Raw genomic sequence first — 22,453 nt, forward strand, 5'->3', positions numbered from 1 at the left:
AATTCTAAAAACGTAATTTTGCCTTTTAATATATTTTAGTTTTTCAGAAAAATCTAAAATCTAAAATCAGCAATCTAAAATTTGAATGACAGGACTCGTATATAAATCTACAGGAAGTTGGTATACTGTAAAATCAGAAAAAGGCGATTTTATAGAATGCCGTATGAAAGGGAAGTTTAGGATGAAAGGGATCAAAAGTACTAATCCTATTGCTGTAGGCGATATTGTCGATTATGAACTCGAAGAAACCTCTGATGCTTTGACCGGAACGATTTTTAATATTCATGAAAGAAAGAATTACATCGTTCGTAAATCGGTTAATTTATCGCATCAAATGCATATTATTGCATCAAATATTGATCGCGTATTTTTATTGATTACGATTAATAATCCGCCAACAACATTCAATTTTATTGATCGTTTTTTAGTAACTGCTGAAGCCTATAATATTGAAACAATTTTGGTTTTTAATAAAATAGATACTTTTGATGAACCAACGCTCGAAGATCAATTATATATGCAATACGTTTATCAGCAAATTGGGTATAAATGTCTTCGTGTTTCTTCTACAGAAATGAAAGGTATTGAGGAGTTGAAAGAAATGATGATTGGCAAAGTGAGTATGTTCTCCGGACATTCAGGAGTTGGAAAATCGACTTTGGTAAATGCAATGGAACCATCTTTACATCTTAAAACCAAAACTATTTCTGAGGCCAGTAAACAAGGTCAGCACACTACTACTTTTGCTGAAATGTATGATTTGTCTTTTAATGCAAAAATTATCGATACTCCGGGAATCAAAGGTTTTGGGATTGTTGATATGGAAAAAGAAGAAATCAGCGGTTATTTCCCTGAATTCTTTAAATTAAAAGATCAATGTAAGTTTAACAATTGCCTGCATAAAGAAGAACCACATTGCGCTATTAAAGCTGCTTTAGAAAGAGACGAGATCGCCTGGTCCCGTTATAATAGTTACTTAAAGATTTTAGAAGGTGATGACGAAAATTATCGTACAGATTCTTATGATGAAGATCGTAAAGCCAGTGATGAACTGAGAAAGTAATTGTTAATTCCTAATCAAAAATTTTCGACAAAAGTTTGAATGTAGAGATGCACTGCAGTGCATCTAACGTTAGCATTTAAAATTCGTCAAATCTTTTAATCTATAGTAACCAAAATATCTTCTATTATAATGAAAGTAGTAATTCAAAGAGTTTCCCATGCATCAGTTACGGTTGATGAAAAAATAATAGCTGATATTCAAAAAGGTTTATTGATTTTAGTTGGGATTGAAGATCTGGATACTCAGGAAGATATAGACTGGCTGGCTGGAAAAATCATAAAAATGAGAATTTTTGGAGACGAAAATGACGTCATGAATTGTTCTGTTCAGGATATTGACGGAGATATTATTGTAGTAAGCCAATTTACGCTTCATGCTTCCACAAAAAAAGGAAATCGTCCATCGTATATAAAAGCGGCAAAACCAGACTTTGCGATCCCAATGTACGAGAATTTTGTTCGATCTTTAGAAAAGGACTTTGGTAAGAAAATACAAACCGGAATTTTTGGTGCAGATATGAAGGTTAGTCTCTTAAATGACGGACCTGTAACGATTTTAGTAGACAGTAAAAACAAAGATTAAAAATCATTAGAAGGGTGTTAAGGATTTCTAAAAATAATATATATTTGGCGAAATTACTTACTAATGAAATTTACTTTTTTCGGGTTATTTTTTTTCTTATTTATCAATATTTCTTCTGCTCAAAAAAACGAATATGCTGTAACTGCAATTGCGGATAGTCTTAAAGAAAATGCTAATGCTGTTGTTCGTTTGGATGAAATTGATATAACGATTCAGTCGCAGCGAAATATGAATACCAAAACTCATCGCGTAGTAACTGTTTTAAACGAAAAAGGTTTTGATGCTACACGAGCATATGAATTTTACGATAAATCAACTTCTGTTAAAAGTATTGAAGCGATAGTTTATGATGCGTTTGGAAAAGAGATCAAAAGAATTAAAAGAAAAGATTTTAAAGACCAAAGTATTGTTGGCGGAAGCACACTTTTTTCAGACAGTCGATACGTTTATCTGGATTATACCCCAATTTTATATCCCTTTACAATTGAATTTAGTAGTGAAGTCCAAACTTCATCGACAGCTTTTATTCCAGGTTGGATGCCTTTAAGGGATTTTTATACCAGTATAGAAAAAGCTTCTTTAAATATGATCTATCCTGTAGATTTAGGTTTTAAAAAGAAAGAGTTTCAATTCTCCGGTTTTAATGTAAAGAAAATAACAGATACAAATACGCAGCTTTCATATGTTGCCACAAATGTTTTAGCTCAGAAAAAAGAAGATTACAGTCCGTCATACAAAGATCTTTTTCCTAAAGTAATGATGGGTTTAGAACGTTTTCATCTGGAAGGTGTTGATGGAACAGCTACAAATTGGACTGATTTTGGGAAATGGTACTCAGAAAAAATCTTAGCCGGAACAACAGATTTACCGGAAGAAACAAAAACAAAAATCAAAGCTATTGTTGGAGATGAAAAAGATCCCGTTAAAAAAGCAAAACTAGTTTATGATTTTGTACAAAAAAAGTCCAGATATGTGAGTATTCAGGTTGGTATTGGTGGCTGGAAACCAATGTTAGCTACAGATGTAGATCGTTTGGGTTATGGAGATTGTAAAGCTTTGACAAATTATACAAAAGCACTTTTGAAAGCAGTCGATGTTCCTTCGTATAATACCGTTTTATATGGAGACAGTTATAAAACAAACATAGAATCAGATTTTGTTTCGATGCAGGGAAATCACATGATTCTGTCTATTCCAAACGGTAATGATTATATCTGGTTAGAATGTACAAGTCAGGATGATCCTTTTGGATATCAGGGAACTTTTACAGACGATCGTGATGTTTTAATCATTAAACCCGAAGGCGGAGAAATTGTGAGAACCAAAGTATATGAAGATTTTGGAAACACACAAACAGATAAAGGAACTTATACAATAGACGAAAATGGTAATTTTTCAGGCTCAATTGCAATCACTTCAGAAGGTTCTCAATATAGCTCGAAAGCCAGAATCGAAACGCTGCAGCCAACAGAAAAAGAATCGCATTATAAAGAATATTGGGATAATATCAATAATTTAAAATTGGGTAAAATAACCTTTAGCAATAACAAAGAAAATGTTCGTTTTATAGAAGATATTCAGCTTAGCGCAATAAATTATGCTACAATTTCTGCCAATAAAATGATTTTTACGGTTGATGCTTTCAATCAAAGTGCTGCTAATATTAAAAGAATCCGAAACAGAAAAAATCCATTTCAAATTCAGCGTGGCTATTTAGATACAGATGAAATCGAGATTAATTTCCCTGCTGGTTTTACAATTGAGTTTTTGCCTTCAAACTTTGAATTAAAAGGAAAGTACGGGGAATATAAAACCGAAATAATCAAAAAAGAAAATAATAAACTGACTTATAAACGCTCTATGTTTTTAAATAAAGGAAAGTATTCCAGTAAAGAATATGATGAATATCGACTTTTTATGGAGCAGATTTCAAGAAACGATAATGCCAAAATTATATTAACCAAGAACTAATCAAAAAATGAAAATTATCAAACTTTTTAGTCTTTCAATTCTATTGTTGCTTATTACAAATGTGTCAGCGCAAGAATTTAAATTAGGAAAAGTATCTATTGCTGAATTAGAGCAAAAAGTGCATCCTAAAGATTCATCGGCTGCAGCGGCAATTTTGTATAAAAAAGGTAAAACCAGAATTGAATATGATGTTGTTGACGGTTTTATTACTGTTACAGAAGTAGAAACAAGAATTAAGATTTATAAAAAAGAAGGTTACAATTGGGCCAATCAAAATGTTTGGTATTATAATCAGAATGGATTTAAAGAAAAAGTAAGTTTTTCTGATGCAGTTACTTATAATTTGGTAAATGGTAAAATCGAAAAAACGAAATTAAAGAGCGATGGTTCTTTTGATGAAATCTTAAATAAATTTAGAGGACAAAAAAAAATAACAATGCCTAATGTTAAAGAAGGATCTGTTATTGAATTTAGTTATCAGGTTAGAAGTCCTAGCGATAGAATGATTAGAGAATGGAATTTTCAGACCGGTATTCCTGTAAATTATTCAGAGTTTGTAACATTTGTGCCAGAGTATTACGTTTTTAATTCCAGACAGAAAGGATTTGTTTATCCTAAAATTACATCACAGAAAAATTCAAAATCCATTATTTTTAATAGTAAAGAACGGGTTGGAACCATGACAGGTCAAAAAACTAATTTTACACAAGATAAATTAGATTATACAGAAACCCAAACTACATATATAGCTACAGATTTTCCAGCTATGAAAGAGGAGGATTATGTCAATAATATTGAAAATTATACTTCAAGTGTTCAGCATGAATTGTCGATGGTTAAATTTCCGAATGAACCTATAAAGCCATATTCTACAGATTGGAACTCAGTTGTAACAACAATTTATAATTATGATGATTTTGGACCGGAATTAAATAAAACAGGTTATTTTGAAGAGGATTTAAAGAAAATATTAGATGGTAAAAATACAGTTGATGAAAAAATATTGGTTATTTTAAATCATGTAAAATCGAGTGTAAAATGGAATGACTACACAGGATATAGCTGTGATAATGGTGTTAAAAAAGCATACAAGGAAAAAACAGGAAATATTGCCGACATTAATTTAATGCTAACTGCAATGTTGCGTTATGCGGGTTTAACAGCAAATCCGGTTTTAGTAAGCACACGTTCAAACGGAATTTCTATTTTTCCAAACAGAACTGCTTTTAACTATGTGATTGCCGCAGTTGAAACTCCAAACGGAAATATTTTACTAGACGCTTCTGATAAATTTTCAACCCCAAATGTTTTACCCTTTAGAGCTTTGAACTGGTCAGGAAGACTGATTAGAAAAGACGGAAGTTCTGAAGAAGTGGATTTAATGCCTAAAAAAGCTTCAAGCGATATTGTTTTTATGAATTATAGTATCGATCCTGAAGGCAAAGTAACTGGGAAAACCAGAAGACAATGCACGGATTATAATGCTATGATTACCAGAGATAAAATTGCTGGTTTAAAAGAAGATGAGTATTTAGAAAAACTGGAAAATCAGAATAATAAAATAGAGATAAGTGACTATTCAAGAACAAATGAAAAAGAGTTGTTATTGCCTACGATAGAAACATATTCGTTTACAGGAAATAATTTGTGTGAAGTTATTGGTGGTAAAATATATGTAAGTCCAATGTTGTTCTTTACAAATGAAAAAAATCCTTTTAAACAAGAAGTTAGAGAATATCCTGTGGATTTTGGATTTCCGTTTACAGATAAGTACAATATTACGCTTCAAATACCGGAAGGATTTACTGCAGAAACATTGCCTCAGCCAGTTGTTATCAATATGGAAGAAAATTTAGGAAGTTTTAAGTTTAATATTGCTGCAAAAGAAAATACGTTACAAATTAGTATTCAACATCAGATAAATGAAGCAATTGTTACTAATGATAAATACGAAATGCTGAAAGAATATTACAAAAGTATGATTGCAAAAGAAACAGAAAAAATTGTTTTAAAAAGAATATAGAGGTATTAAAGATTAGGGTTAATTTTGTCGAAAAAATATAATTATGGATTTGAAAAATGCACAACTTGATGTAGATACCTGGATAAAAGAACATGGTGTTCGCTATTTTAATGAACTTACTAATATGGCACAACTTACAGAAGAAGTAGGAGAAGTTGCCAGAATTATTGCGCGCAGATATGGCGAACAATCAGAAAAAGAAAGTGATAAAAATAAAGATTTAGGTGAAGAATTAGCCGATGTTGTTTTTGTAGTTTTATGTCTTGCCAATCAAACCGGAATAGATTTACAAGCTGCTTTCGATAAAAAAATGGATTTAAAATCAGTTCGTGATAAAGATCGTCACAAAAACAACGATAAATTAAAATAATTGTGAAATATCACTCATAAGTTTTGAATTATGAGTTTTGAATTTTGAATTATGAATGTGGAGTGGTAAATTGCGTGGCGAATTACGTTTCTAATCATCCATAATTCATAATTTACAATTTATAATTAAAAAATGAATTTACTACTTCAAACAACTCAACATAATTTACAAGGACAAATTGCAGTAACAGGGTCAAAAAGCGAAACGAATCGTTTATTGTTATTAAAAGCATTGTTTCCTAATATTACACTTTCTAATACTTCAAACTCTGATGATAGCGAAGTAATGCAAAAAGCCCTGATTGGGAATGACGAAATTGTAGACATTCATCATGCAGGAACGGCAATGCGTTTTTTAACAGCTTATTTTGCCGTAAATGAAGGTCGCGAAGTAGTTATGACAGGTTCAAGCAGAATGCAGGAACGTCCGATAAAAATTTTAGTGGAAGCTTTAGGACAATTGGGAGTTGAGATTTCTTATGAAAAAGAGGAAGGTTATCCGCCCATTAGAATTAAAGGAAAAAAAGTAACTGCTTCAAAAGTTACTTTGGCAGCAAATGTAAGCAGTCAGTATATTTCGGCACTTTTATTAGTCGCTTCAAAATTAGAAAATGGTTTAGAGCTTACTTTAGAAGGAGAAATTACTTCGATTCCGTATATCAAAATGACATTGGCTTTGCTAAAAGATTTAGATATTCAAACCAGTTTTGAAGGAAACGTGATTAAAGTTTTTCCAAAAGCGGAAGTTGCAACTAAAGAAATGGTTGTAGAATCAGATTGGAGTTCAGCATCTTACTTTTTTAGTTTAGTAGCTTTGGCAGATACAGCTTCAATTACTTTAAGCAGTTATAAAGAAAATAGTTTGCAAGGAGATTCTGAATTGGTTTCACTTTATGAGAAACTAGGAGTTCAGACTACGTTTCAGGACAATAAAATGACTTTGGTAAAACAAGAAAATTTTAAATACGAAACAGTAAATTTTGAATTAAACAATACGCCTGATATTGCACAAACAATTGTTGTGACTTGTTTAGGTTTAGGAATCGGTTGTCATTTAACAGGTCTTCATACGTTGAAAATTAAAGAAACGGATAGACTTGAAGCGCTTAGAATTGAGTTGACAAAATTAGGAGCAAACATTTCCGTTACCAATGATAGTCTGACTTTAATAGCTTCAGAAAATATTAATCATAATGTGAAAATCGGAACTTATAATGATCACCGTATGGCAATGGCATTTGCGCCTTTAGCTTTAAAAGTGCCAATTATTATAGAAGATGCCGAAGTAGTTTCTAAATCATATCCTGATTTCTGGAATGATTTAAAAGCTTTAAGTTTCAAAATTTCAGAATTGTAGAAATAAAATAATCGCCACGAATTCACGAATTAATTTAATGGTGATGCTTAAAAAATAATTCGTGAATTCGTGGCGAAAAAACATAGCCCCTAGTTTTAACTAGGGGTTTTTTGTTGATATTTTTTCGACTTTAGTCAAATATAAACATCAACAATTTTTTTAAGAATCCAAATTAAATGAACTTATATCACTTATATGGTGAAATCCCATTTTTTTATGTCACCAAAACACCACTAAATCAACGACTTTTGAAAATAAACATCAAAACACTTGACAACGCCTATCTCACAGTCGTATATTTGCACACGATTAAAAATCAGGTCTTCAAATAATCCTGATCGAAAATCTATAACTCATAACTTTCTCAAATGAAATTATCACATTTTCAATTTAATTTACCGAAAGAACTTTTAGCAGAATTCCCGGCAGAAAACAGAGACGAATCTCGTTTAATGGTAATCGATCGTCAAAAACAAACTATAGAGCACAAAATGTTTAAAGATGTTATCAATTATTTTGATGACGGAGACGTTTTGATTCTTAACAATACTAAAGTTTTCCCTGCACGTTTGTACGGAAACAAAGAAAAAACAGGAGCAAGAATTGAAGTTTTCTTATTAAGAGAATTAAATTCAGAGCAACGTCTTTGGGACGTTTTAGTTGATCCGGCTAGAAAAATCCGTATTGGTAACAAACTTTATTTTGGTGATGACGATTCGTTAGTTGCTGAGGTAATCGACAATACAACTTCTCGTGGTAGAACTTTACGTTTCTTATACGATGGATCTTATGAAGAATTCAGAAACAAATTGACAGAACTTGGAGAAACTCCAATTCCTAAATATATCAGTAGAGAAGTAACAGCTGAAGATGCTGAAAGATACCAAACTATCTATGCAAAAGAAGAAGGAGCTGTAGCTGCGCCAACTGCAGGATTACACTTCTCAAAACACCTTTTGAAAAAATTAGAAATTAAAGGAATCAATTTTGCTGAAGTAACGTTACACGTTGGTTTAGGAACTTTTAACCCGGTTGAGGTTGAAGATTTATCTAAACACAAAATGGATTCTGAAGAATTGATCATCAAACAAGAAGCTTGTGATATTGTAAACGAAGCAAAAGCAAAGAAAAAACGTATCTGTGCTGTTGGAACAACTTCTATGCGTGCGATTGAAAGTTCAGTTTCATCACAAAATACTTTGAATCCTTACGAAGGATGGACAAATAAATTTATTTTCCCTCCTCATGATTTTAGTATTGCAAACTGTATGATTACAAATTTCCACACACCAAAATCAACATTATTAATGATGATTTCTGCTTTCTGTGGACATGATTTAATGAAAAGAGCATACGACGAAGCAATCAAAGAAGAATATAAATTCTATTCTTACGGAGATGCAATGTTAATTATCTAATTAGATATTTAAAATAAATATAAAACCTGTCAGCAATGGCGGGTTTTTTTTATTTAAAACTGGTTTCAAGTTTTTTTTGTTCAGGTTCAAGTTTTGCAGAACGTTAAACTTGAAACCTGAAACTTGAAACAAAAGAAACATTTCCTATTTTTACGATTCAAAACAAATAAAATGACTTTTCAAAATACACGCGAATTCGCACGAGAGCTTGATTCGCAAGACACATTAAATCATTATCAGGATCAGTTTCTTTTTCCTAAAGTAAATGACAAACGCGTAATCTATTTTACAGGAAACTCTTTAGGATTACAGCCAAAACGTACCAAAGCTTATATCGACGAAGTAATGAACGATTGGGCAGATCTTGCTGTAGAAGGTCATTTTTATGCCGAAAAACCTTGGTGGGATTATCAGGAAAGATTTGCAGAACCGTTAAGCAAAATTGTGGGTGCTTTACCATCAGAAGTTACAGTTATGAATACTCTGACGGTAAATCTTCATTTATTGATGGTTTCTTTTTATCAGCCAAAAGGCAAGCGTTATAAAATTATCTGCGAAGAAAAAGCATTCCCTTCAGATCAATACATGTTTCAGAGTCAGGTACATTTTCATGGATATAAAACAGAAGATGCCATAGTTGAAATCAAACGTCGTGAAGGCGAACACAATATTCGTCTTGAAGATGTTTTGGCAAAAATTGAAGAAGTTGGTGATGAACTGGCTTTAGTTTTAATTGGCGGAGTAAATTATTATACTGGACAAGTTTTCGATATTAAAACCATTACCGAAGCCGGACAAAAAGCCGGAGCAAAAGTAGGTTGGGATCTAGCTCACGCTGCCGGAAATATTAAATTAGAACTTCATGATTGGAATGTAGATTTCGCTGCCTGGTGCAGTTATAAATACATGAATTCAGGACCGGGAAATGCTTCTGGTTGTTTTGTACACGAAAAACATCATAATAACCCGGATCTGCCTCGTTTTGCAGGTTGGTGGGGACATAATAAAGAGCGCCGTTTTAAAATGGAACCTAATTTCGATCCGGTTCACGGAGCCGATGGCTGGCAAATTAGTAATTTACCGGTACTTTCTTTAGCGCCTTATTTAGCTTCGGTAGAAATGTTTGCTGAAGTTGGAATGGATGCTTTAATAAAAAAGAGAGACCATATCACTTCATACTTAGAATTTATTTTACATGAAATAGACAAAGAAGTAAAAGGTAATTTCGAGATTATAACACCTTCAAATCCTGTAGAAAGAGCCTCTCAATTATCGGTTTTTTTACACGGAGAAGGAAGAAGTTTATTCGATTATTTAATGAAAAACGGTGTCATTACAGATTGGCGTGAACCTAATGTTATTCGCTTGGCACCAGTTCCATTATATTGTTCGTATGAAGATATGTACGACTTTGGACAAATCCTCAAAAAAGGAATTTTAGGAAAGTAAAAGTAAATTAATCTCGCAAAGACGCGAAGGTGCAAAGTTTTTTGTTTCAGGCAGATTTAAATGATTTAAGCAGATTTTTTTTAATCATTTAATCTGTGGCTAAATTAAACTTTGCGGCTCTGCGACTTTGCGAGATTTTTTTCGCGTAGTTATTAAAAAAATCCGCGTTTTGCTTCAGCAATCCGTTTCATCCGCGTCTAAATTTAAGCGTAATCTTCAAATTCTGTAACCTTTCGCTTAAATCATGTAACTCCAGCAAAACGAATATGCTTTAATTTGTAGTGTAATAATTTAAAAACACTACAATCATGAAAGCCTTATATATATTATTCGCCGCTTTATCAATCGTTTCTTGTCAAAATCAAGGAAAACAAGACTTAAATAAAGCAAAACAAGCTAGCATTGATTCGATGAAAGTTGAAATTGATAAACAAAGAGTTATTGATTCAATGAAAACAGAAATGGCCAACCTGAAAGAACAACAAAAGGTAGAGCAACAAAAAGTAGAATCTCAAAAAGTTGTGGTAGTACATCAACAACAAGCAGACGGAACTGCAACTACAACAACCACCCAAAAGAAAAAAGGATGGAGTGCTACTGCTAAAGGTGCCGTAATTGGTGCTGGAGTTGGTGCTGCAACCGGGGCAATTGTGAGTAAGAAAAAAGGTGAAGGTGCTATTATTGGTGGTTTAGCAGGTGCTGCTTTAGGAACTGGAACTGGTGCTGTTATCGATAGCAAAAAGAAAAAAGAATAGATTTATTTTATATAAAAACAAAACCCCGATTTAATTTAAATTGGGGTTTTGTGTTTTAAGCTAATTCTAAAATTGGTATTTGTATTTTAGATAATTCTAATTTATAAAATTCAAAATCTTTTTTAATTTTATTTAAATCCTCTTTAAAATATAAAGCAGGAGAAAATAAAGTATTGTAATATTCAATTCCTTCCAGGATATTGGCTTTAAAAGTATTCCATTTTTTTAGTTGAGAATTGGTGATTTCCCCTGAACTATTTTCAATTTCATTTCTGAAGTAATCCACATACATTTTTAATTCCTTCACAAACAAATTCGGTCTGTTATCCGTTCGCAGAATCGATTTATTTCCATAAATATGACCCAACATATCAGCCAAAGAAACTTCTTGGTCAAAATAGGCCATATTTGGGCCGGGACATATAACAACTCCCTGCGCTTGCCCTTTTATTTTAATATCATTCTCTAAATACGAAGCATTTGCTAAACCCACACATAAACATGATTTTTCTGTAATGGCGAATTTTGCTTTTTCAAATGCTTGTTCTGACATCGTATTTTTTACGTTTTCTAATTCTTCAAGCTTATGATCCTGAAATTTTTTCGAAGCTGTACAAATTCCGTGTGGATCATATTCTTTGCTTAAGGCAAGGAATTTCTTCGGGCAGGAACTTCCGGCTTTATTTTGGTCTATTCTTTTTTGTTTTAAAATTTCATTGGTTGTTCCTCTTAAAGTATTAAACGGAACTCCTAATGGCGAAATATGACTAAGATACAGATCTTCTTCTTTTGCATTCATTAATAATTCACGCGTTTCCTTGTCTACAGAAGTGGCTTCCGGAACCAGCAAAAAAGGTGATCCCCAGCCTACAGAATCTACTTTGTAGTTTTCTAATAAAAATTCATGTTCTTCAGCAGTTCCTACGCCGCCCTGAACCGTGATTTTAAGCGGTAAGGGATTTTCTGGTACGTAAATTTGTTTTTGCTGTAATACTTTTGTCATCAATTCATGTGCTGATTGAATAAGCTGATCCTTTTTCTGTTTGAATTCTTCTAATATTGGTCCCAACAAAAGCCCGTCAGTAGCAAACGCGTGTCCTCCACAATTTAATCCGGATTCAATGCGATATTCAGAAACCCAAAGTCCTTTTTTAGCTAAAAAGTTTCCCTGGATCATCGCTGATCTGAAGTCGCTTACTTTTAAGATGATTTTCTTTTTCAGCTCATTATTTAAATTTGGAAAAAAATCTGAAAAATTCTCAAAATAGCTAAATAATCGAGGATTCATTCCTGCAGAAAGCACCACAGAAGATTCAAGATTACTTTTTGCGAATCCTCTTAAAGCAGCATGTGCATCATTAAATTCGATAGGAAGCTGTTCGTTCTTTTCAAAATTATCTTTGTCCAGTTTGGTCATGATGTTTACATCAATTAATCCTGGAGAAAGATGCGATTCGATATAATTTTGGATGTTTTCTTTAAAAGAGATTCCATCGTCTAATAAGCTCTGGAAACCTTTTTTTATATCTGATGTATTAGGCAACATTGTGATATAATTTTCTACGGCAGCTTTGCTTTCTATTAATTCAGTTTTAAAACTTTCGAACTTTTCTTTTACGATTTTATCAACTAAATTAAGATATGAAGTAATTCTTTCGGCTCTGTAGTCGTGAAACTTTTGTGTTATTTCCTCATAAGGAATATTGAATTTGGTGCTATAAAAGTTACGCATCTTTTCAATCAGATCATCATCAGCAATAGAAACCACAGACGAAATACCGTATTGCGCCACACGAATTGGGCTGTCGATCGTGTAGGCAAGCCCCATTACAGGAATGTGAAAAGTGTGTAAAGGTAGTTTTGTCATTTGTTTTTAAATTAAAAATAAAAGCAAATGTTGGAAAATAAATCCTTAAAAAAGCTGACAATTATCAGGTTTTAAAATAGTTGAAAATTATATGGTCAATAAAAAGGTTGCCACAAATTTCACGAATTAGCACCAATTTTTTTAGTGTAATGATTTAAAAGAATTAGTGCTAATTAAATTTGTGGCTAAAAAAAATGTAATAGAAAAACATTAAATTAAAATCTTCTTTAAAGATTCGGCTATGCTTCTCCATAGAAAGTTATAGAATGATTTTTCCTGAATTCGGTCTAATTCTACATCTGCCTTTTTAGTTTCGTCGTCAGAATCATTCTTAAGTAATAAATTGGCAACTGCAGTTTTTAATTTTGCTTCTTTCTCACGATTTTTCTTTTTGAATAATTTTACTTTTAAATTCTCGTAATCCAGTGTTGCATTTCCTTTTGCAGTATCATCATTTCCGTAAAAATTAAAATGATATTTATTAAATTTTCCGCTAAACGTAGTATTTATGTAAGGTTTTGTAAATCTTTCCATTGCTACAACATTAAAATTTGAGATCGTTCCCTGAATATGAAAGCTGTCATTTAGACTCAGAACATTAAAACTCCAGTCGACATCAAGAGGTGATGTTTTCATGAAAAGACAATTGACTTTGATTTTTACATCGGCCATTTTTTTTAAGCCAAAACCGCTTTTTAAATTCGTAACCTGCATATTGAAATGGTCGAAATTTAAAATTCCCGGACCTTTCGAGAAATCAATTTCTTCCTCATATACGAGTTTTGATTTTAAAATTTGTATGGTATCTATTTCAAGAGGAAACTTGATTTTTCGTAACAAATGATTGTAAAGATATTTTTTACTCAAATCATCTTTCGGAATTTTATTGCGGTAAATATTAGCGTCTACATGATTAGCAATAAGTGAATTTGCTTTAAAATAAAATTGATCATTTTTGAATCCCCAATCCATTTTTTCGATGTGGGCTGAATCTAATTTAATTGTATAAATATCTTTTTCCTTGTCTAACTTACTCACAAAAACTTTACGGCTGAATTCCGGTAAATAAGCAAATTTTTTGATTTTTAAAAAGGCATTCTCTGTGCTTATTTGACCAATAGTCATAGAATAAAACGAACTTGGTTTGTAATATAAACTATCACATACCAAAACGTATTTGTCAAAATGCATTGGGATTTTTTCCTGTAAAGTAGCGTCTGTAAGCAGAATACCTTCCAGTTTTAAGATAACTTTCCTGATGCTTAGAATGGGTTTGTCGTTATCTAAGGAAACAACATCGATTGTTCCTTCATTTAGATAGATATTCGAAACAGCTACGATTTTACGAAACGGCTCAATAATCTGACTCTTTATACTCTTACGATTATTTAAAAGTTTATCTCCTTTTTTATATAAAATTACTCTGGGCTTATTGATAATAATACTTTCGGCCTGAATAACATCATGAAAAGCAAGGTCCCAAATATTAAAGTGTTTAATCGTGATGGATTCAATTTTAGAAAAAAGCCCATTTTTACTATCTTTTGGTTGATTTTTTGGACTTACTAATAATGTTGTAGCATTGATGTTTCGGGAAATAAGCGAGACTTCAATTTTTTCATATTGAATGTTATATGCCGTCTTGTTTTTTTCGTTTATAATTATGGGTAATTGTTTTTTTATCCAATAATTGAGACCAATATTGACTAAAATGACAAAAAGAAACACAGAAATTATACCGATCGCTATTTTTTTGTAGATTGACATTTATTGTATTGATTTTAAATACATAAATTTAGACTTTTAAAAATGATGTTTTTTATACGATTCAATCTTAAAGTTACATCATTACAGATTCCTTTATCATTATACTTATTTTGAATATGAGAAAAATAAAAAAAATTCTGCTGGTTTTATTGTTATTGATTGTTGTTCTGGGTATTGGTTTATGTGCGTATATCTTTCATTTAAAACCCAAATATGAAGGAGAGGTAAGGCTGAGAAACATTCAAAAAGAAACCACTGTATATTTTGATGATTTTGGAGTTCCTCATATTTATGCCAATTCTGAAAAAGATGCAATGACAGCTTTAGGATATGTTCATGCTCAGGAAAGATTATGGCAAATGGAATTGTTACGCCGAATTGCACCAGGAAGATTATCTGAAATTTTTGGATCTGTAGCACTTAAAAATGATAAATTTTTCTCCGGAATTGGTATCGAGGAAGCTTCGGCGAAGGCCATTGCGAAACTGGATAAAAATAGTCAGAGTTATAAAATGACAATGGCTTATCTAGACGGGATTAATCAATATTTAGAACAAGGAACAACGCCAATTGAGTTTACTTTGGTGGGCGTTAAAAAAGAAAAGTTTACAATAAAAGATGTTTATAATATTTTTGGATACATGTCTTTTAGCTTTGCAATGGCTCAAAAAACGGATCCTTTATTAACGGATATCCGAAATAAATATGGAGCTGAATATTTGAAAGATTTAGGAATTGAAGGCGAGTTTAATACCACACAAATTAAAAGTTCAAAAGAAAATATCGAAGAATATACTTCCATCTCAAAATCTGTAGCAGCATTGTTAGACAATTCACCAATTCCGCCTTTTGTGGGAAGCAACAGTTGGGTTGCAGGACCAAATAAAACCAAAAGCGGAAAAGTAATTTTTGCCAATGATCCTCATATTGGATTCTCTCAGCCCGGAACCTGGTATGAGGCACATTTAATCACGCCTGAATTTGAATTATATGGCTGTTATCTGGCTGGAACACCATATCCGTTATTGGCACACAATCGAGATTATGCTTACGGATTAACCATGTTCGAAAATGATGATATCGATTTTTATCAGGAAAAGAATAAAGCAGGAGATTCGAATCAATATCAGACTCCAACGGGTTTTGCAGCTTACGAAACCAGAAAAAAAACGATAAAAGTAAAAGATACTTCAGATGTGGTTCTTACTGTTAAATCAAGTCGTCACGGACCTGTAATGAATGATTTATTAGAACGATTAGATAAAAAAAATCCTATCGCGATGTCCTGGATTTATACGCAACAGCCTATTCAGATTCTGGATGCCGTTTACGGATTATCACATGCTAAAAACAAAGAAGATTTCAGGAAAGCAGTTCGATTAGTTGCTGCTCCGGGATTAAATGTGATGTATGGCGATGCCAAAGGAAATGTAGCGTGGTGGGCAACAGGTACTCTTTATAAACATGATAAAGGAGTTAATTCATTTTTAATACTAGATGGAGCAAGCGGTAAAGATGATATTAAGGAATATCTTGATTTTTCTAAAAATCCATCTGCCGAAAATCCAAAATGGGGATATGTTTATTCAGCTAATAATCAGCCTGAAGCGATTGATGGTTATTTATATCCCGGTTATTATTTGCCGGAAGATCGTGCCAAAAGAATTTCTGCATTAATGGATGCAAAATCTGACTGGGACAAAGAAGCAATCAGTAAAATGATTTTCGATAATACATCGCCAGTTTCGCCAGATGTTGTTCAAAGTTTGATTTCAAATCTAAATAACAATTCACTTTCAGCAAAAGAAAAAGAAGTAATTACGGCTTTAAAATCATGGAAAGGAACTAATAATCTGGAAGATGTTGCCCCAACGATTTATAATAAATGGATTTACTTATATCTGAAAAATACTTTTGAAGATGAAATGGGAGAGGATAATTTTAATCTGTATTTAGGAACCAGTTTAGGGAAACAAATTATTGCAAGACAAATTGAAAATGAAAATTCGGTTTGGTGGGATAATATTAAAACCAAAAATGTAAAAGAAACCAGAACTGAAATTGTTTCAACATCATTTCATCAATCTGTAAAAGAACTCCAGGAACAATTAGGAGATCAGGTTTCTGATTGGAATTGGGGAAAAGTACATACTGTAGAACATGAACATCCATTAGGGAAAATAGCTGCATTACGCAGGCTTTTTGATGTAGGACCGTTTGCAGCTCCGGGATCAAACGAGGTTATAAACAATCAGTTCTTTGGATATAATAAAGAAGGTAAATATTATGTAAAAGGTGGCCCGTCAACCAGAAGAATTGTTGATTTCTCGGATATTGAAAATAGCTGGAGTATTTTGCCAACCGGACAATCCGGAAATCCGTTTAGTAAACATTATGATGATCAGGCTGAAATGTATAATGAAGGCAAATTCAGAAAAATGAAACTGAATAAAGACGAGATTATAAAAACATCAACTAAATTGGTTTTTAAACCGGCAAAGGAATAGTTTTTTTAGTTTCAGGTTTCAAGTTTCAGGTTTTTGCTTGTGTGGTTTATCGGAATGCGCGCAAAGTTTTTTCTCAAAGTTTTTTTGTGTTTACTGCAGATCGCAAAGATTTAAGCTTTTGATCTTTGTCTAAGTTATAAACTTTGACAAAGATCAAAAAAAACTTAGTATCTCAGCAACTTAGTCGCTTAGAACCTTATTTTTTATATTTTCCCCGAACAATGTCATTTGCAAAAATCTCAAGATTATAAGCCAGAGCATCATTTGCGATCATAACATTTGTAGTTCGATATGCTGTATCTTGTTTGTATGTATTTAGCAATGTTTCCAGTTCAATTTCATTGTAAAATGCAAACATATTATAAACAGCATCTCTGAAATTTTTGTAATTAATACTTTCAGTTATTTCGACTGTTTTTTGATCATTCCATTTCTCTTTTTGAGCGGCTTCGTTTATAGTCTCTAAACAAAAATCGACAACGTAGTTTTTGTAATGTGCAGCTTCAACAATTTTGTCGATTATAATTTTGTTTTGCTGGGTAGGCATTGGTACTGTTTTTACAGTAGTTTGAGAAATACAAATAGTTGGAATAAATACGAATAGTAATAAAACTAAAAGAGAGGAAATCTTTAAATTTTTCATAGGTCAATTAAATACTAGTTACAACTTTAACGATTGTAAATCAGATTGATTTGGGTTATTGAAATAATCATTTTTGGGCACTGCTAAAATAGTTTTTTTATGGTAAATATGGAATTGGAAAAGCATTTTTAAAATAAAAAACTCCGATAGTTTTGGTTTTCACCACAACTGTCAGAGTTGGTAAGATAAAGATTACCGCTATTACATATTAGTTTTTTACGGAATATTAGTTTTTGATTTGATGATTGAAACTGTATAATTTTTTATGATTATCCCGTAGTCTTTTAGTTAGACGAATCATTTTTAAATAAGTTTCACGATCATCGCATTATTTTTATAATCTTCATTAATAATAATATTAAAGTAATTATCAAGTTTTACTTTTTTATTGGCCGATGCTCATAACTAACAATTCTTTTTAGTTTCCAGTCTTTGTCTTTTCGTTCCCAGATATGAATAAATTTGCCGGTTCCTTCGGGTTTACCGTCAACATAAAAAGTATGTTCACCTATTTGTACAGCACCAAAATCTCCTAATTTGTCAATTGTGCAGGAATTTAATTTTCTGGTAAGCTTTTCCGGTCTTATGCATTTTTCGTTTAATGATTTAATTTCATTTTCTTTCGAAACATTTAAGCCAAAACGGTCGTCGTAAAACTCAACATCATCAGCAATTATTCTTTTAAATTGCGCGGCATCGCATTGATTAAATGCAACATCAAAAAGTAAGCTGTCCATCTTAATGATTTCAGTTTTTAGAAGATTCAATTTTAGAACCTCATTATTCATTTGTCCAGTCGCTTCTCTACTTAAAAATAGAATAAAAAGCACCATTATATTTATCATGGGAGTCATAATTGTGTTCTTGTTAATATCCATTTTATTTCGTTTCTATATCAATTATTTTCTTTCCGTTTTCGCCTAAATAGTGGTTCACTATTTTTTCGTAAACTTTATAACCGTCGTCTACATTAGTAAAAATAATCAAGCCTTGTTTGGTTTTAGGCAGCAACAAAGTAATGGTTTGAACTCCTTCGTCTGCTCCGCCATGTGATAAAGCATAATCATTATTTCCTAAATCATATATTTCGAAACCCAGCCCAAAATATTTGTTTTTCTTTGTTTCTACCTGATGCGATGTCATGTCATCGAATACCTTTTTACTCAATCCGTCGCTATTCATTACGCTGCATAAAAACGTTCCGTAATCTTCAATTGTAGTAAGTAAATCATCAGCCGCATTTGCCGTTTTATTTTTAGTTGGCTCATACGCATTTCCTTTGTTGTCATATCCAATTGCAAATCTTGAAACATCCGTAATGTTATTCCACACAAATTTGGTGTCAGTCATTTTTAGCGGTTTAATGACTAATTCATCTGCTAATTGTTCTAATGTTTTGTTGAATTTTTTCTCTAACGCTTTTCTCAGATATTCAAAACCTTCACCTGAATATTGATATTTTGTTCCGGGTTTAAATTTAAAATCTAATTTGCCGGATTCGTTCATAGATCTCCAATTAGGAAAACCAGTTTGATGACTTAGAATAATTCTTGTTGTTAATAATTTGGTATTAGGATCATTTGCAATATCAGGATCAGTCCAGTATTTATATAATGGTTCATCTAAATTCCATTTTCCTGAACTTACCAGTTTCAACGCCACGATTGCCGTTACAGGTTTCGTCAGTGAAGCTACATTCCAAATCGTATTATATGGCGCTGGAACTCCTTTTTTGAGTTCGCCAAATACTTTTATTTGCTGTAGTTTTCCGTTATTAATTATTCCAATTCCAAGAGCAGGAACATTATTTTGTTTCAGCCATTTTTCAATTTCCGGATCATTGTCAAAAATACTTGCTTTAGTTCCGGCAGTATTTACAGTCTGATGATCGTAACTAAAAGATCTTCTAAGTTTCCAGGTGCCATTTTCTATTATCCAGAGATGTGTAAATCTTGCTGTGCTGCCAAATTTATCTTTTTGTCCCGGCACAGGTTCAAAAAACTGATGAATTCCAAGTTGTAAAGCTCCGTACAAAATTCCGCTTTTAGATAACGGATAAATTTCAGTGCTTCCTTGTACTAGATCTCTTCTGGCCTGATACGTTTTGGTAGAACCACACAAGCCTTTTCTAATGTTTTTAAGAAATAAAGCTTTATCCTGAATGCTGTCTTTGTCGTGATAAAATTCAAAGTTGTCGCTTAGTAAATTTTCGAACTGTGAGACATCGCAGGTATTGAAGCCAACATTAAATAAAAGACTGTCTTTTAACATGATAGTCTTGTATAATGCTGAATTTTTTTCTTCCTGAGAAAATCCAAGATGGAATTGAATGAGCAGGATTCCAACTAAAATTGCTTTTAGCTGAAAAAATGATTTGTTGATTTTCATTTTTGATTGATTTGATTGATTTGATTGATTGATGATTTTGCAATATTACAGTAAAGATTGTTTGCGAAATTGTATAAATGCGAAATGTTATCTTTTTTTAGAAAGAAAATAGGAATCCGAATTGAACGTTTTCGGAGTTGTTTTTGTTACATCTTTAAATTTTTTTATAAAATGCGACTGGTCAAAATATTTGTTGTAAAGTGCCACTTCTGTCAAACTGAGCTTCTCTATATTAGAGTTTACCATTTGATCGACTGATTTTCTGAATTTCAGAATCTGAATGTAGTTTTTAATGGTAAGTCCTGTTGCTGTTTTAAATTTAATTTGAAGTGATCTTTGCGAAGAACTCAGCATTTTTCCAATTTCCGAAACTGTAATTTCTTCATTATGGAGTTTGATAATCTCACAAATTTTTTCGACCGTATTTTTATTGGGATGTAAAGTGTTTAATTCTTCAAAATAAGTATTTACAGTATCTAATAATAAAGCGATATTGCTTTTTAAATTAGTGTCGACTGTAGTTTTAAAAGGTAATTCTGTGGGATTAATTTTGACAATAGAATCACTAAAATTACTCAAATCATAACTAGGAAACATCGAAAGTGTCGACGCATGCAATTGAATTATAGTGACTTTAGTTTTGGGCTCAATATGTACTAAAACTTTATTGGTCATTTGAGAACAAAAGTAAAAACCTTCGTTCATTTCATATTTCTGTTTACTCGTATGCACTTCTATAGCATTCCCGCTCACGATAGCCAGATTAAAACAGCCATTGGGTAAAACAAGTTTGTTTTCGATGAGACTTTCGCCAATACTGTTATCAAGACACCAAATTTTATTTACAAATCGTTCGCAAATTTCACTTACATAATATTCTGAATATAGGTTCATTTTGAGAGTAAGTTTATTGTTGACTTGTTGTTGTTATCTTTGAACGTCTTATTTTATTATTGTTTGCGATGAAGTATTATTGACAGTATTTTAAGTAATTTTGAATTCTTTCTGATAATCTTTTTTCTAAATATTCATTTCCACCTTTTAATGTAGTTAGTATTTGTAAGGCTTGTTTATGGTATTCATTTATTTTTTCAGTACTCCAGTTTTCAGGCGGAATTTGCAAATTAGTTATTCTGTCGGCTAATTTAACCGCCCAGACTTCTTTTGATAATTTTTTAATTCGGTTTAAACTATCATTCATTCTCTCTTCTTTAGCAATTTCAGCATTTTTTGTTAAGGCTAGAACTGCTTGGGCAATTTCTTCATCAAATTCATCTGCAAGTTCGTCAAATGTAGTTTCTGTATCTTCGAGTATATCATGGAGTAGTGCAACTTGAATGGCAAATGCAGTATTAAACTGTTTTGTTTCTTGCGAAGCAATTATAATTTCCATTGCGACATTACTTAAATGAACCACATAAGGCAAATTAGTACCAGGAATTACCTGATTTTGATCAGTATGTTTTTTAGCAGCAAATTTTATAGTGTTTTGATATATAGCTTGTAATTGCATCGTAAATAGAATAGTTTTTAGAATAAGCTAAAATACTATTTTTTTCTATGACAAGAACTAATAGAGGTTTAGATAAACTCAGGAAAGTGCTTTTGTTTCGTATTTTTCCAATCTTCTAAAATCACGCTATAATAAACATCATCTTTACTTTTTCCTTCAGAGTCTACATAGTTGTTTCTAAAAATTCCTTCTTTTAAAGCACCCAGTTTTTCAATCGCCCTTTGGGATCTGTTATTTTCAAGATCGGCGCTAAATTGTATTCTTTTAAATTGAATGCTTTCGAAACCAAAATTTAGTAATTCGTATTTGCAGGCTTTGTTTAAGCCAGTTCCCTGAAATTCCTTTCCGTACCAGGTCCAGCCAATTTCACATTTCTGACTTGCGTGATTTAGGTATCCGTAACGGGTACTTCCGGCAACTTTGTTTGTTGCTTTGTCTATAATTAGAAACGGATAACAAATTCCGTCTGCTTTTTGCTTTAAGGTGTTTAGGATATAATTTTCAAAATCTGAATCATTTCTAATATACATTCCCATGTATTTCCAGATTTCGTCATCAAAAATAATTTCTTTGAGTTCGATGTTTCTTTCGTTTTCAAATGGGAGTAATAATACTTTTTCGTTTTCAAGAATTATATCGGATTGTAATAGTTCGCTTTTCATGGTATTTATTTAAATGAAGTAGTTTGGTTATTGCCCACAGATCTGACGGATTGAACGGATGAACACTGATTTCTTAAGATATGCGGTTTTGGGTTTTATAAAAAAACCTGCATAAATCT

The 22,453-nt window shown here is 32.1% G+C and carries 18 protein-coding genes; 10 read left to right on the forward strand and 8 right to left on the reverse strand.

Annotation, left to right across the window (positions count from 1 at the left end; all coding sequences use genetic code 11):
* Positions 1-85: 85 nt before the first annotated feature.
* The 9 genes from rsgA to BXU01_RS07980 all read left to right on the forward strand — a co-directional run bounded on the left by rsgA (position 86) and on the right by BXU01_RS07980 (position 10,987).
* Positions 86-1,063, forward strand: coding sequence for a ribosome small subunit-dependent GTPase A (gene rsgA, locus BXU01_RS07940; RefSeq protein ID WP_083692665.1), 978 nt, complete (start codon positions 86-88; stop codon positions 1,061-1,063).
* Positions 1,064-1,192: 129 nt separating this feature from the next.
* The gene (dtd, locus tag BXU01_RS07945; protein ID WP_083692666.1) at positions 1,193-1,645 is read left to right on the forward strand and encodes a D-aminoacyl-tRNA deacylase; all 453 of its coding nucleotides are present in this window, start codon (positions 1,193-1,195) and stop codon (positions 1,643-1,645) included.
* Between the two features lie 63 nt (positions 1,646-1,708).
* Positions 1,709-3,616 (forward strand): DUF3857 domain-containing protein, encoded by a 1,908-nt coding sequence (locus tag BXU01_RS07950; protein WP_083692667.1) that lies wholly within the window; start codon positions 1,709-1,711, stop codon positions 3,614-3,616.
* A gap of 7 nt (positions 3,617-3,623) precedes the next feature.
* Positions 3,624-5,639 carry a DUF3857 domain-containing protein gene (locus BXU01_RS07955; protein ID WP_083692668.1) on the forward strand — a complete coding sequence of 672 codons (2,016 nt, stop codon included), beginning with the start codon at positions 3,624-3,626 and terminating at the stop codon, positions 5,637-5,639.
* Positions 5,640-5,682: 43 nt separating this feature from the next.
* Positions 5,683-6,009 (forward strand): nucleotide pyrophosphohydrolase, encoded by a 327-nt coding sequence (locus tag BXU01_RS07960; protein ID WP_012022600.1) that lies wholly within the window; start codon positions 5,683-5,685, stop codon positions 6,007-6,009.
* Between the two features lie 132 nt (positions 6,010-6,141).
* Entirely contained in the window at positions 6,142-7,365 is a 1,224-nt protein-coding gene (gene aroA, locus BXU01_RS07965) for a 3-phosphoshikimate 1-carboxyvinyltransferase (RefSeq protein ID WP_083692669.1), read from the forward strand.
* Between the two features lie 368 nt (positions 7,366-7,733).
* On the forward strand, positions 7,734-8,783 hold the full coding sequence (queA, locus tag BXU01_RS07970; protein WP_065448560.1) for a tRNA preQ1(34) S-adenosylmethionine ribosyltransferase-isomerase QueA: 1,050 nt from the start codon (positions 7,734-7,736) through the stop codon (positions 8,781-8,783).
* 171 nt (positions 8,784-8,954) lie between these two features.
* Positions 8,955-10,232: a kynureninase gene (kynU, locus tag BXU01_RS07975; RefSeq protein WP_083692670.1), complete on the forward strand. Its 1,278-nt coding sequence runs from the start codon at positions 8,955-8,957 to the stop codon at positions 10,230-10,232.
* A 308-nt stretch (positions 10,233-10,540) separates the two neighbouring features.
* Positions 10,541-10,987: a YMGG-like glycine zipper-containing protein gene (locus BXU01_RS07980; RefSeq protein ID WP_083692671.1), complete on the forward strand. Its 447-nt coding sequence runs from the start codon at positions 10,541-10,543 to the stop codon at positions 10,985-10,987.
* 55 nt (positions 10,988-11,042) lie between these two features.
* Here the strand turns inward: BXU01_RS07980 and BXU01_RS07985 are convergent, their stop codons facing one another.
* Positions 11,043-12,854 (reverse strand): hypothetical protein, encoded by a 1,812-nt coding sequence (locus tag BXU01_RS07985; RefSeq protein ID WP_083692672.1) that lies wholly within the window; start codon positions 12,852-12,854, stop codon positions 11,043-11,045.
* Between the two features lie 210 nt (positions 12,855-13,064).
* Positions 13,065-14,621: a hypothetical protein gene (locus BXU01_RS07990; RefSeq protein ID WP_083692673.1), complete on the reverse strand. Its 1,557-nt coding sequence runs from the start codon at positions 14,619-14,621 to the stop codon at positions 13,065-13,067.
* Positions 14,622-14,737: 116 nt separating this feature from the next.
* On the opposite strand from BXU01_RS07990, the gene BXU01_RS07995 reads away from it, so the two are divergent.
* The gene (locus BXU01_RS07995) at positions 14,738-17,128 is read left to right on the forward strand and encodes a penicillin acylase family protein (RefSeq protein ID WP_083692674.1); all 2,391 of its coding nucleotides are present in this window, start codon (positions 14,738-14,740) and stop codon (positions 17,126-17,128) included.
* A 196-nt stretch (positions 17,129-17,324) separates the two neighbouring features.
* Here the strand turns inward: BXU01_RS07995 and BXU01_RS08000 are convergent, their stop codons facing one another.
* The 6 genes from BXU01_RS08000 to BXU01_RS08025 all read right to left on the reverse strand — a co-directional run bounded on the left by BXU01_RS08000 (position 17,325) and on the right by BXU01_RS08025 (position 22,334).
* Positions 17,325-17,771, reverse strand: a complete 447-nt coding sequence (locus BXU01_RS08000; RefSeq protein ID WP_083692675.1) for a hypothetical protein — start codon at positions 17,769-17,771, stop codon at positions 17,325-17,327.
* 377 nt (positions 17,772-18,148) lie between these two features.
* Positions 18,149-18,649, reverse strand: coding sequence for a nuclear transport factor 2 family protein (locus BXU01_RS08005; protein ID WP_255373721.1), 501 nt, complete (start codon positions 18,647-18,649; stop codon positions 18,149-18,151).
* Position 18,650: 1 nt separating this feature from the next.
* On the reverse strand, positions 18,651-20,159 hold the full coding sequence (locus tag BXU01_RS08010) for a serine hydrolase (protein ID WP_083692676.1): 1,509 nt from the start codon (positions 20,157-20,159) through the stop codon (positions 18,651-18,653).
* A gap of 87 nt (positions 20,160-20,246) precedes the next feature.
* Complete coding sequence (locus tag BXU01_RS08015; protein ID WP_083692677.1) at positions 20,247-21,053, reverse strand: AraC family transcriptional regulator; 807 nt, start codon at positions 21,051-21,053, stop codon at positions 20,247-20,249.
* A gap of 76 nt (positions 21,054-21,129) precedes the next feature.
* Complete coding sequence (locus BXU01_RS08020) at positions 21,130-21,672, reverse strand: HD domain-containing protein (protein WP_083692678.1); 543 nt, start codon at positions 21,670-21,672, stop codon at positions 21,130-21,132.
* A 68-nt stretch (positions 21,673-21,740) separates the two neighbouring features.
* Positions 21,741-22,334 carry a GNAT family N-acetyltransferase gene (locus tag BXU01_RS08025; RefSeq protein ID WP_083692679.1) on the reverse strand — a complete coding sequence of 198 codons (594 nt, stop codon included), beginning with the start codon at positions 22,332-22,334 and terminating at the stop codon, positions 21,741-21,743.
* Positions 22,335-22,453 lie beyond the last annotated feature (119 nt).

Origin of the sequence: [Flexibacter] sp. ATCC 35103 (assembly GCF_001975985.1) — a bacterium.
GTDB lineage: Bacteria > Bacteroidota > Bacteroidia > Flavobacteriales > Flavobacteriaceae > Flavobacterium.